Consider the following 12,762-nt stretch of genomic DNA (forward strand, 5'->3'; position numbering starts at 1 on the left):
AGAAATGCGCATCAGTAGGATGCGCATAATTTAAATAAGTTCAATGTGCTTTGTACACATACTGTTTAAGAATGAAACATCATTTTTCAAACAGTAAACGCATTTTACAGCCTTCCCCTCGCAAAACCGAGGTTTCAGCCGTAGAAATTAGTTACATGCGTCTTTAAGTGCTTTACCCGCTTTGAAGCCAGGTACTTTAGCTTCTGCGATTTGGATCTCTTCACCAGTTTTTGGGTTACGACCTGTACGAGCAGCACGAGTACGAACACTGAAAGTACCAAAGCCAACAAGTGCAACTTGGTCGCCTGATTGTAGCGTTGTGCCAACTGCTTCGATGAATGCGTCTAGAGCGCGGCCAGCTGAAGCTTTAGAGATGTCTGCGTTTTCTGCGATTGATTCTACTAGTTGTGTTTTATTCACTGTTTTTCCCCTATGTGTCATCTGTGACTACTTCTCGATGACTGTACGTTCCATTTTGGTTTTAATTTAGCCGCAAGCCTTATTGCAAAAGGGCTGCCGCTTTGATCAATAACTTAGCGTCCAAAAAAAACGCTGACAAGCCTTTTCGAGCCTATCAGCGTAATTCTTTACTTATTTTTGCTATGCATCACTATTTTTTCACGTCAAACTCGACCCCTGACGGATCTCGTTCTAGCGCGACTTTGAGTACTTCATCAATCCACTGAACCGGGATCACCTTCAAGTCAGCGATTACGTTGTCTGGAATCTCTTCCAAATCACGCTCATTGTCTTTAGGAATCAGTACAGTTTTAATGCCGCCACGGTGTGCTGCAAGCAGTTTTTCTTTCAAGCCACCGATAGGCAAAACTTCACCACGAAGGGTAATTTCACCTGTCATACCGACCTCAGCTTTAACAGGGTTACCCGTCAAGCTAGACACTAAGGCAGTACACATTGCGATACCCGCACTCGGGCCATCTTTCGGTGTAGCACCTTCTGGTACGTGAACGTGAATATCGCGCTTTTCGTAGAAATCTGAGTTAATACCCAGTTTTTCTGCACGAGAACGAACCACAGTCATTGCCGCTTGGATCGATTCTTTCATCACATCGCCAAGTGAACCGGTTTGCGTTAGCTTACCTTTACCCGGCATTGCTTCAGTTTCGATAGTCAGTAGATCACCACCGACTTGAGTCCAAGCTAAACCAGTTACTTGACCAATACGGTTGCTTTCATCCGCTTTACCGAAGTCATGACGTTGAACGCCTAAGTACTCTTTCAGGTTATCAATGTTAACCGTTACAGACTTAAGGTCGCTGTCTAGCAAGATGTTCTTCACTGCTTTACGACAGATCTTAGAGATTTCACGTTCTAGGCTACGTACACCCGCTTCACGTGTGTAGTAACGAATGATGCCGATGATTGCAGAGTCTTCGATCTCAATCTCATGAGGCTTAAGACCGTTGCGTTGAACTTGCTTGTCCAATAGGTGGCTCTTAGCAATGTTCAGCTTTTCATCTTCTGTGTAACCAGACAGGCGAATTACTTCCATACGGTCCAGTAGTGGGCCAGGAATGTCCATCGAGTTAGACGTTGCCACGAACATCACATCAGACAGATCGTAATCGACTTCTAGATAGTGATCGTTGAATGCATTGTTTTGCTCAGGGTCTAGAACTTCTAGAAGCGCTGAAGATGGGTCGCCACGCATATCAGAAGACATCTTATCGATTTCATCTAATAGGAACAGTGGGTTCTTAACGCCAACTTTAGACATCTTCTGGATTAATTTACCCGGAAGTGAACCGATGTACGTACGACGGTGACCACGAATCTCAGCTTCATCACGAACGCCACCTAGTGCCATACGTGTGTACTTACGACCCGTTGCCGCAGCAATCGAACGACCTAGTGAGGTTTTACCTACACCAGGAGGACCTACAAGACAAAGGATTGGGCCTTTTAGCTTGTTGATACGGTTTTGTACTGCCAAGTACTCAAGAATACGTTCTTTAACACGCTCTAAGCCGTAGTGATCTTCGTTTAAGATCTCTTCCGCTTTCGCTAAATTCTTTTTAACTTTTGAACGCTTAGCCCAAGGAACGCCAACCATCCAATCAATGTAGCTACGTACTACTGTTGCTTCAGCAGACATTGGCGACATCATTTTCAGTTTTTGCAGTTCTTGCTCAGTTTTCTCACGAGCTTCTTGAGGCATCTTAGAATCTTCGATCTTCTTCTTCAGAGTCTCGAATTCATCAGGTGCGTCGTCCATCTCGCCAAGTTCTTTCTGAATCGCTTTCATTTGCTCATTCAGGTAGTACTCACGCTGAGATTTTTCCATCTGCTTCTTAACGCGGCCACGGATGCGTTTTTCAACTTGCAGGATGTCAATTTCTGACTCCATTTGGCCCATCAAGAATTCCAGACGTTCAGTTACATCTAAGATTTCTAGAACGTGCTGCTTGTCTACCAGTTTAAGTGGCATGTGCGCAGCAATCGTATCAGCAAGGCGAGCCGCCTCATCAATACCGTTCAGAGAGGTTAAAACCTCTGGTGGAATCTTTTTGTTCAGCTTAATAAAGCCTTCGAATTGATTGATCGCACTACGAACAACCACTTCTTGTTCTTTTTCGTCAAGTTCTGAGGTAACAACGTATTCGGCATCCGCTAGGAAGAATTCACTTTCTTTGAATTGGTGAATTTTTGCACGCTGCTGACCTTCAACAAGTACTTTAACCGTACCATCAGGGAGCTTTAGTAACTGAAGAATAGTAGCGACTGTACCTACGTTAAATAGGTCGTCGATTGAAGGCTCATCAGTGTCCGCTTCTTTCTGCGCTACAAGTAGTACTTGTTTGCTAGCTTCCATTGCCGATTCAAGGCATGTAATCGATTTTTCACGACCGACAAACAATGGAATAACCATGTGTGGGTAAACCACTACATCACGTAGAGGTAGCACGGGGATTTCGATACGCTCGGAACGTTCCAAGTTCATATATTTCTCTCTTCCGCTTTAACTTATAAAGCAGTATATGGGGCTTAAACGACTGGATTCAATGGAAGAATAAAAAAAAGGAGGTAATTGCTTACCTCCTTTTTCAATTTGAGTGACTTGTCTAAAAAAGACCTACTCTGCAACAGCTGCTTGATTATCTGAGTTGCTGTAAATCAACAGTGGTTCTGACTCACCATTAATTACCGACTCATCAATCACAACCTTGCTTACATCAGTTGAAGATGGCAGTTCGTACATAGTTTCTAGTAGAACACCCTCCAAGATAGAGCGTAGACCACGAGCACCTGTTTTACGGTTCATTGCTTTCTTAGCAATTGCGCGTAGGGCGTCTTCACGGAATTCTAACTCTGTATCCTCAAGCTCAAATAATGCTGCGTACTGTTTTGTCAGTGCATTCTTTGGCTCACATAGGATTTGGATTAGCGCTTCTTCATCAAGCTCTGTCAGTGTTGTTGTCACAGGTAGACGACCAATGAATTCTGGAATAAGACCATATTTCACTAGATCTTCAGGTTCTACTTGAGTGAACAATTCACCGATAGTTTTGGTTTCGTCTTTTGAACGCACTTCTGCGCCAAAGCCGATACCTGAACCTGTTTCTACACGCTGTTCAATCACTTTATCTAGGCCTGCAAACGCACCACCACAGATAAATAGGATCTTAGACGTGTCCACTTGCAAGAACTCTTGCTGTGGATGCTTACGACCACCTTGAGGTGGAACTGAAGCAACTGTACCTTCAACAAGTTTTAGTAGAGCTTGCTGTACACCTTCACCAGACACGTCACGCGTGATTGATGGGTTTTCAGCTTTACGAGAAATCTTGTCGATTTCATCGATGTAAACAATGCCGCGTTCCGCTTTCGCTACGTCGTAATCACACTTCTGAAGCAACTTCTGGATGATGTTTTCAACATCTTCGCCCACGTAACCTGCTTCGGTTAGTGTTGTTGCGTCTGCCATTGTGAAAGGAACGTCTAGGAAACGAGCCAATGTTTCAGCCAGTAGTGTTTTACCACTACCAGTAGGACCGATAAGAAGAATGTTACTCTTACCTAGCTCTACGCCTTCAGCTGTCGTATCACCATTACGTAAACGCTTGTAGTGGTTATAAACTGCAACTGCTAGCACTTTCTTCGCGTATTCTTGACCGATTACATAGTCGTCAAGATGCTCACGAATCTCACGCGGCGTTGGCAGCGATTCCGATTCTTTCTTAGGAAGAACATCTTTAATTTCTTCACGAATAATGTCGTTACAAAGATCGACACATTCATCACAAATGTAAACAGAAGGACCTGCGATTAACTTGCGAACTTCGTGTTGGCTTTTGCCACAGAAAGAGCAGTAAAGCAGTTTACCGCTACCACCCTCTTTGCTTTTATCTGTCATTCGCTAACCTCTTAGCCTTAACTCTCTATGCTTGAGTGTATATCAATTTGAATCACTTTGCGTTAAACAATTGCCCTGCAATTATTGACCGCGGTGATTAAGAACTGAATCCACCAAGCCGTATTCTACTGCTTGATCAGCAGACATGAAGTTATCACGATCTGTATCGCGCTCAACAACTTCTAAAGGCTGACCAGTGTGCTCTGCCAATAGTTTGTTTAGCTTTTGTTTGATCGTTAGGATCTCTTGCGCGTGAATTTGAATATCAGACGCTTGGCCTTGGAAGCCGCCAAGTGGCTGGTGAATCATTACACGTGAGTTTGGAAGCACGTGACGCTTACCAGGAGTACCACCCGCTAGTAAGAATGCACCCATAGAGCAAGCTTGACCCATACATACTGTGCTCACGTTTGGCTTGATGAACTGCATTGTGTCGTAGATAGACATGCCTGCTGTTACGCTACCGCCAGGTGAGTTGATGTAAAGATAGATATCTTTGTCTGGGTTTTCTGATTCCAAGAAAAGCAGTTGAGCCACGACAAGATTTGCCATGTGGTCTTCCACTTGACCTGTTAAGAAAATGATACGTTCTTTTAATAGACGAGAATAAATATCGTAAGAACGTTCACCACGGGAAGTCTGTTCAACCACCATAGGAACTAGTGCGTCCATAATCGATGGCATTGTATTTTTTTCTTGGTAGCTCATATTCTTATGTCCCTAAAATAAATGGCCCGAATGATTAAATCATACGGACCATTGTTAGCAGAATTGTTGACCGTACGTCAACCTTCTACGTCAGATATTACTATATTAAGCAGGTTGCTGATTCATTAGCTCGTTGAAGCTAACTTCTTTATCAGAAACTTGAGCTTTAGCGATGATTGCATCAATAGCTTGCTCTTCTAGAGCAACATTGCGCATGTTGTTCATCATTTGCTCGTTTTGCTCGTAGTAAGCAATAACTTCTGTTGGATCTTCGTATGCTGTAGCCATCTCTTCGATGATAGCTTTAACTTTCTCGTCGTCAGCTTTTAGCTCTTCAGTCTTGATTACTTCACCAAGAAGAAGACCTACAACTACGCGACGTTTAGCTTGCTCTTCGAACAGCTCACGTGGAAGTTGGTCAGCAGCTTCAGTGTTGCCACCGAAACGTTGAGCAGCTTGTTGACGTAGAACACCGATTTCTTGATCGATAAGAGCAGAAGGTACGTCGATGTTGTTTTCGTTAACTAGACCGTCGATAGCTTGCTCTTTGATGCGGTTCTTAACAGCTTGCTTAAGCTCACGCTCCATGTTCTTACGAACTTCAGCTTTAAGACCTTCAACGCCGTCAGCAGCGCCGAACTTAGAAACGAATTCTTCGTTTAGTTCTGGAAGTTCACGAGCTTCAACTTTGTTCAGCTTGATAGAGAACTTAGCTGCTTTACCTTTTAGGTTTTCAGCGTGGTAATCTTCTGGGAAGTTTACGTCGATTTCGAATTCCATACCTGCTGTTTTACCAACGATACCGTCTTCGAAGCCAGGGATCATGCGACCAGCGCCCATCTCTAGTGGGAAGTTCTCAGCTTTGCCGCCTTCAAACTCTTCACCGTCGATAGAACCAACGAAGTCGATAGTTGCACGAGAACCAGCGTCAGCAGCAGCTTCAACTTCAGTCCAAGTTGCTTGTTGCTTACGTAGAGTTTCGATCATCTCTTCAACGTCAGCTTCTTTAACTTCTACTGCTGGTTTCTCAACAGTGATGTTTTCTAGACCTTTCAGCTCAACTTCTGGGTAAACTTCAAAAGTTGCGTTGAATACTAGGTCAGCGCCTTCGTTGTTTTCAACTGGTGCGAAAGTAGGTGCGCCAGCTGGGTTGATTTTCTCTTTAACGATCGCTTCGATGAAGTGACGTTGCATTACTTCGCCCATCACGTCTTGACGTACTGCTTTGCCGTACATTTTAGCAACCATCTTCATTGGCACTTTGCCTTTACGGAAACCATCGAAACGACGGTTTTTCGCGATGTTGCGTAGTTCAGCTGTAACTGCATCTTCGATGTTAGCAGCAGGAACAGTAATATTAAGACGGCGCTCTAGGCCTTCTAGCGTTTCAACAGTAACTTGCATTATATAAACCTCAAAACTGGCTCAGTAATCTGAGCATATGAGCCGTAACTTAGCTTTAATTCAAAAGCAGACGTTGTTGGCTGCATCCTTGTGTAGTGCTCTATCCGAACACCTAATTTAAAATCGAGCATTGATGTCTGAATTGATTATTCAACCAAACACCAGACTAATCAGCGATATCTTCGTTCTTTATACGTCGATTAAAACGCAATAAAGCTTGTTTTCAGAAACAAGAAAGGTATCTCCGATTAGCCTCAGGACAGAAATTTTAGACGCGACATTCTAGCGATCTGTTTAATCTCTGTCGAGCCGTTCACCTCTGCATGATGATGAATGCTCTAAATTCGTCCAACTAAGTGATACAAAAACGATCAAATCATCACTTAGCACAACAGAAATGGGGACAATAGCGACTTTTTCAAGGGAATCGAGGGCTTTTTTTGCTAAAAACCTTAAAAAGAGATCTTGCTCTTGTTTTACCCCTCAGAGTCGATAACTTTTTCAACAATCCCCGTTACAAACCCTTAACCTACATCCATCTGTTCACTCTCTGCTTTCAGCAAAAACTACCGCTATTTGCTACCATAAACGAGAGAAGACAGGCTTGATTGTTTACCAAAGAAATCAGCGGAGAGCCTTCATGTTTCAAGCTTTTAGAATCCCAATACTGTTAATGGTCACATACAGTTTACTGATGGTGTTTGGCGGTCATTGGGTGTGGAGCACGAGCCATGAAAGTTTGTTAAATGATCATCAATCTAAGCTAGACCGCTTTTCTGTTCATATTTCAAGCCAATTGGATAAGTTCGCGCACATTCCCGAGCTGCTTTCAAAAGACAAAGAGCTGGTCGATGCCCTGCACTCTCCAAGTAACTCTGCGCAAATCGAACTCACTAATCGTTATCTAGAGCACGTAAACTCGGTGATTCAAGCATCCGACACCTACCTACTAGACAGTATCGGCACCACCATTGCAGCCAGTAACTGGAATCAACCGCGTTCTTTTATTCGTCGTAATTTTGCTTTCCGTCCTTACTTCCAAGAAGCGATTATTGGTAATGAAAATCAATATTTTGCGCTAGGTTCAACCTCAGGAAAGCGAGGCTATTATTATTCTTACCCTGTCTCCTATGCCGCCGAGATTATTGGCGTCATTGTCGTAAAGATGGATTTATCGCTGATTGAAGCAAGTTGGAAAGGCAAACAGAGTTTTTTTGTTGCTGACGATAAAGACCAGATCGTATTTATGTCGAGTAACCCTGAATGGCTGTTCAAAAGCCTTCAGCCGCTAAGCGAAACACAACACACTCGAATTCAAGAAAGCAGGCAGTACCTCGATACAAAAATAGAAAGCCTGCACTTCTCTGGTGATTTAGACAATGTCACCAGTCGTATTGAGTCGCCACACAAACTCGTCCAAGAGCAGTTCTTTAGCTCTTCTCGCTTCCTAGCCGAGCCAAAACTCACCATACGGGTATTTTCTCCGACCCACTTAGTTTGGTGGGACTTGGTTGCTTACCTTGTGGTTTTGAGCCTAATCTTTGCGATTATTTATCTAACAATGCAGCTCAACCACCATCGACAACAAAGACGAGCACAGATAGACAGGCTGCAATCCGAAGCCAAGCAAAAACTCGAATTTCAAGTGCTTGAACGTACATCAGAGTTGCATGTTGAGATCAAACACCGTATCGAAACCGAGCATGTTCTGAGGCAAACCCAAGACGAGCTCATCCAAGCCGCCAAACTGGCAGTGCTAGGGCAGATGTCAGCGAGCATCAGTCACGAACTGAATAACCCGCTTGCCGCGATTCGCAGTTATGCCGACAACGGCCGACTGTTTCTTGCCAAAGAAAAAACCGATCGTGTCGATGACAATCTATCGCGAATCTCAGCACTCACTGATCGTATGGCGAAAATCAGCCACCAGCTTCGCTCCTTCGCCAAGAAATCCACCGCAGAAGAGCTACACACATTACAAATACTCCCAGTTTTACATTCATCGAAAGAGTTGATGAAGCCACAACTTAAGAGTGAACGAGTTAAGGTCAACGAGCTCCCTGAAACCTTTGATGCTTGCGTGCTCGCCAACGCCATTCAACTGGAACAGGTGATCATTAACCTGCTGACCAACGCGATTCAGGCGATGGAACAACAAGACGACAAACAATTAGCTATTCTGTTAGAGATTAGAGAGTCCGACCATCAACAAGCCAATACCTTGCTGATTCATGTCGATGATAACGGCCCCGGCTTCACCTCCCCTTCGAACGGAAACTTTTTTGAACCCTTTCATACCACCAAGAAAAACGGACTTGGACTTGGACTATCGATTTCTCAACAAATAATCAGCGGAATAAATGGCAAGCTCGTTACCGGTAGTAGCCCTCAAGGCGGGGCTCGATTCAGCATAGAGTTGCCCCTTGTTGGACATGAACAGCAAGCAAAAACTCAGCAATAACCAGAATACAAAGAAGTAAAGGAATCACTATGTGTCACGTCTATTTCATTGATGATGAATCCGATCTAAGAATGGCGATTGAACAGAGCTTCGAGCTCGCCGACATTGATGCCGAATTCTTTCCCGACGCGGAGTCTGCTCTGCTCGCGATTCAAGAAAACGGCTTACCTCACGTGATCATCACTGATATCTGTTTACCGGGTCTATCCGGGCATGATCTGCTCAACACAGTAATGCACAAAGACAAAGAGATCCCCGTGATCATGATTACTGGTCACGGCGATATTTCAATGGCCGTTCAAGCCATCCAATACGGCGCCTATGACTTCATTGAAAAACCTTTCGCTAATGAACGCCTAGTCGAAACCACCAAGCGAGCGATAGAAAAACGTCAGCTCACCCTTGAGAACCTTGAGTTAAAACGTTCACTTAAGGCCAGCCAAGCACTTGGTCCAAGGATCATTGGTGACACGCAATCAATGACGGAGCTGCGATCTATCATCACTCACGTTGCCGATACCAATGCCGACATATTGCTATTTGGCGAAACAGGTACAGGCAAAGAATTAGTTGCACGTTCTCTGCATGAACAAAGCAGTAGGCGAGAACAAAACTTCGTCGCGGTCAATTGCGGTGCGGTCCCTGAAAACCTGATTGAGAGTGAACTGTATGGCCATGAGAAAGGGGCATTCACTGGCGCGGAAAGCAAACGAGTGGGTAAATTTGAATTTGCTCAAGGCGGAACTCTATTCTTAGATGAAATTGAGTCTATGCCAATGCAGGCACAAATTCGCTTGTTGCGCGTCTTGCAAGAGCGTGTCATCGAAAGGGTTGGGTCTAATGGTTTAGTCCCTCTAGACATTCGAGTGATTGCGGCAACTAAAGTCGACCTAAAGAAAGCCGCTGAAGAAGGCACTTTCCGCCAAGATCTCTATTACCGACTCAATGTTGTGACCCTAGATTTACCACCGTTAAGAAGCCGACAAGAAGATATCCCAGCACTCTTCCACCACTTCTTACTGGTCGCTGCGGCGCGTTATGGCAAGACAGCCCCTGCCCTTCCACAAAAGGAGCTGCACGCGCTTTTGGCTCATGATTGGCCAGGAAATGTTCGAGAATTACGTAATACTGCAGAGCGTTTTGTGCTTTTAGGAAAGCTTTCTCACTTATCAGACAGCGCCACTGAAACTACTCAAGAACTGTCTTTGGCAGAATTGGTATCTGACTTTGAAAAAAACACGTTGAAGCAGGCACTTATTGAATGCAATGGCAGTATAAAAGAGACCATGGAGAGGCTGCAATTACCGAGGAAAACCCTCTACGATAAGATGCAAAAACACCAGCTCACGAAAGAATCTTATAAGGTAGAACCAAACTAAATTAGATTTGGGAGCAAGATCACCTATACTTATTTCGACAACAGGATGTTATGCAATAAATATAATAAGGAAGTCGTTATGGGTGAGAAAACAAAAGTGCCATCGATTACCGATACTTTCGAGATAGATGGTATTTTTTATACTGATAATCATGTCGATCTACACACGCCAGAATTAGAGGCAAAACGTGCTCTGTATGAGCAGATAGACCATCATTCAAATCGTGGCAGAAATATAGATGAGGAGGTCTAGTGACCTCCTCATTTTTTATGGGTTAAATTCCATGTCACCAAATAACTACTTGGTTATGATTTCCGGTCCCATCAATGTGGTCGGCAACCATGTTGATACCCAAGGCACGTAAGTTACGATAATCAAGAATAAGAACATCACGCCAACCCATGGCAGTGCGGCTTTTACTACGTTCATCATCGACATCTTCGCGACCCCTGCGGTCACAAACAAGTTGAGCCCGACAGGCGGCGTTATCATCCCTATCTCCATGTTCACCACCATCATGATACCAAGGTGAATTGGGTCGATACCGAGCGCAATAGCGATTGGGAATACCAATGGTGCAACGATGATCAGCAAGCCTGATGGCTCCATGAACTGACCACCAATCAAGAGTAAAACGTTTACCACAATCAAGAAGGTGATCGGACCTAAGCCCGCAGATAGCATAGACTCAGTGATCATCTGAGGAATACGTTCTTCTGTCAGTACATGCTTAAGAATCAGAGCATTGGCAATGATAAACAGCAACATGATGGTCAGCTTACCCGCATCATAGAGCGTGTCTTTGGTGTCTTTATGGAAAAACGTTTGGAACACTTTCACCAAAGCAGGCTTTGTATTGTTCTTGTCCGCAAACGGGCCCATATCTTTGTAGATAAAGTTGGCAATGAAGAACGCGTACACCGCTGCCACTGCCGCCGCTTCTGTCGGAGTAAAGATACCACCGTAGATACCACCTAAAATGATAACAATCAGCAACAAGCCCCAGCTCGCATCTTTCGCGGCTGCGAACATCTCGCCCCAGCCCACAAATGGCTGCGCCGGAATCTTCTTAATACGAGCTGCAATGTAGATAGCAATCATCAGCATCACACCCGCCAGCAGACCAGGAATCACGCCACCTAAGAACATACGACCTACCGATACATCGGTCGCCGCTGCGTATACCACCATCACGATTGACGGTGGAATCAAGATCCCCAAGGTACCCGCGTTACAGATAACCCCTGCCGCGAACTCTTTTGAGTAACCGTTTTTGATCATACCTGCGATAACGATACTACCGATCGCCACTACCGTTGCAGGAGATGAACCAGAAAGGGCTGCGAACATCATACATGCCACAACCGACGCCATCGCCAAGCCGCCGCGGAACCAACCCACCATCGCGATAGCAAAGCGGATAATACGTTTCGCCACGCCACCAGTAGACATGAAGCTAGAGGCCAAGATAAAGAAAGGAATCGCTAAGAGTGTGTAGTGACCTGCAAATGCATTAAACAGCGTTTGTGCGACTGAAGCTAATGACGCATCTGAATGCATCAATAAGAATATTACGCTCGATAAACCGAGGGAAATTGCAATTGGTACACCGACCAACATGAAAGCAATTACCATTAAAAATAGAAATAACATTGCCATGATTAGTCTTCCTTACCGTTAGATTTTGTACTCGACGCATTCGCTTTGTTCTGCAGAGTCGAATTCAATACCGCTGTCGCATCTTCGTCAGAGCCCGCTAGCACGTCCGCTTTCAACGCATCCAGCTCTTCTTCGGCTTCATGTCCTGCAATCATGCGGTCAAGCTTGCCTGTGACGACTTGGTAAGCAACTTGAGCAAAACGGAACGTCAGCATTGCCATACCAATCGGCAGCGCCATATAAGGAATAAAACGTGGCAGTTTCTCGTATCGCTCGCCTTCATTCAGCCAGTCAGCAAGAAACTGAAGCATCTCTGGCATTGGAATATCGTCGGTCTCGTACCATGCGCGATCGGTCGCGAATGGGTACCAATAATTCCAAGAACCGATAAGAAGTAAGATTGAAAATGCTAGGCAGCTTGTCACAGCGATTAGCGCATACACTTTGCGTAGCTTTTCTGGGGCAAGGTTGATGATCACATCAACACCAATGTGGAAGTGTTTTTTAACACCATAAGATGCGCCCACTAACACCATCCAAGCAAACATGAACACAGTCAGTTCCAGAGCCCATAAGATGTTGTCATTGAATGCGTATCGAAATACCACGTTGGCAAAAGTAAGTAGCGTCATTGCGCCAAGAAAAAATGCGATTAATGACTCTTCAATCACATCCGTAACTCTTCCGACTTTGGAAAAAAGAGAGGTTTCCAGTGCTGATTCGCTAGAATTTGGTTGTTCCATTTGAGGCTTTTCCATAATTGACTCCGCTTATAA

General features: G+C 44.6%; 10 protein-coding genes and 1 pseudogene. 3 read left to right on the forward strand and 8 right to left on the reverse strand.

All coding sequences use genetic code 11. The annotated features are described in order from the left end of the window. Positions 1–147: 147 nt before the first annotated feature. The 6 genes and pseudogenes from OCV19_RS11625 to OCV19_RS24910 form a co-directional block, all read right to left on the reverse strand. Complete coding sequence (locus tag OCV19_RS11625) at positions 148–441, reverse strand: HU family DNA-binding protein (protein WP_012604504.1); 294 nt, start codon at positions 439–441, stop codon at positions 148–150. A 169-nt stretch (positions 442–610) separates the two neighbouring features. Further along, positions 611–2,962 (reverse strand): endopeptidase La, encoded by a 2,352-nt coding sequence (gene lon, locus OCV19_RS11630; protein WP_065676672.1) that lies wholly within the window; start codon positions 2,960–2,962, stop codon positions 611–613. Between the two features lie 132 nt (positions 2,963–3,094). Continuing rightward, positions 3,095–4,375: an ATP-dependent protease ATP-binding subunit ClpX gene (gene clpX, locus OCV19_RS11635; protein ID WP_009847283.1), complete on the reverse strand. Its 1,281-nt coding sequence runs from the start codon at positions 4,373–4,375 to the stop codon at positions 3,095–3,097. Between the two features lie 81 nt (positions 4,376–4,456). Next, entirely contained in the window at positions 4,457–5,083 is a 627-nt protein-coding gene (clpP, locus tag OCV19_RS11640) for an ATP-dependent Clp endopeptidase proteolytic subunit ClpP (RefSeq protein ID WP_004736080.1), read from the reverse strand. Positions 5,084–5,188: 105 nt separating this feature from the next. Further along, complete coding sequence (gene tig / locus OCV19_RS11645) at positions 5,189–6,487, reverse strand: trigger factor (protein WP_017106221.1); 1,299 nt, start codon at positions 6,485–6,487, stop codon at positions 5,189–5,191. A 294-nt stretch (positions 6,488–6,781) separates the two neighbouring features. Beyond that, positions 6,782–6,964, reverse strand: a pseudogene (locus OCV19_RS24910) (hypothetical protein); the annotation flags it as partial. A 163-nt stretch (positions 6,965–7,127) separates the two neighbouring features. Here OCV19_RS24910 and OCV19_RS11650 point away from each other — a divergent pair. From OCV19_RS11650 to OCV19_RS11660, 3 genes are all read left to right on the forward strand, one after another. Beyond that, positions 7,128–8,948 (forward strand): sensor histidine kinase, encoded by a 1,821-nt coding sequence (locus OCV19_RS11650; protein WP_065676671.1) that lies wholly within the window; start codon positions 7,128–7,130, stop codon positions 8,946–8,948. 29 nt (positions 8,949–8,977) lie between these two features. Then, the gene (locus tag OCV19_RS11655; protein WP_065676670.1) at positions 8,978–10,327 is read left to right on the forward strand and encodes a sigma-54-dependent transcriptional regulator; all 1,350 of its coding nucleotides are present in this window, start codon (positions 8,978–8,980) and stop codon (positions 10,325–10,327) included. Between the two features lie 78 nt (positions 10,328–10,405). Next, complete coding sequence (locus OCV19_RS11660; protein ID WP_167352287.1) at positions 10,406–10,579, forward strand: hypothetical protein; 174 nt, start codon at positions 10,406–10,408, stop codon at positions 10,577–10,579. A 45-nt stretch (positions 10,580–10,624) separates the two neighbouring features. Here OCV19_RS11660 and OCV19_RS11665 read toward each other — a convergent pair whose 3' ends face one another. Continuing rightward, entirely contained in the window at positions 10,625–11,986 is a 1,362-nt protein-coding gene (locus tag OCV19_RS11665; RefSeq protein WP_017060625.1) for a TRAP transporter large permease, read from the reverse strand. Positions 11,987–11,988: 2 nt separating this feature from the next. Next, positions 11,989–12,744, reverse strand: a complete 756-nt coding sequence (locus OCV19_RS11670; RefSeq protein WP_065676669.1) for a TRAP transporter small permease — start codon at positions 12,742–12,744, stop codon at positions 11,989–11,991. Positions 12,745–12,762 lie beyond the last annotated feature (18 nt).

This window comes from Vibrio celticus (genome assembly GCF_024347335.1).
Taxonomy (GTDB): domain Bacteria; phylum Pseudomonadota; class Gammaproteobacteria; order Enterobacterales; family Vibrionaceae; genus Vibrio; species Vibrio celticus.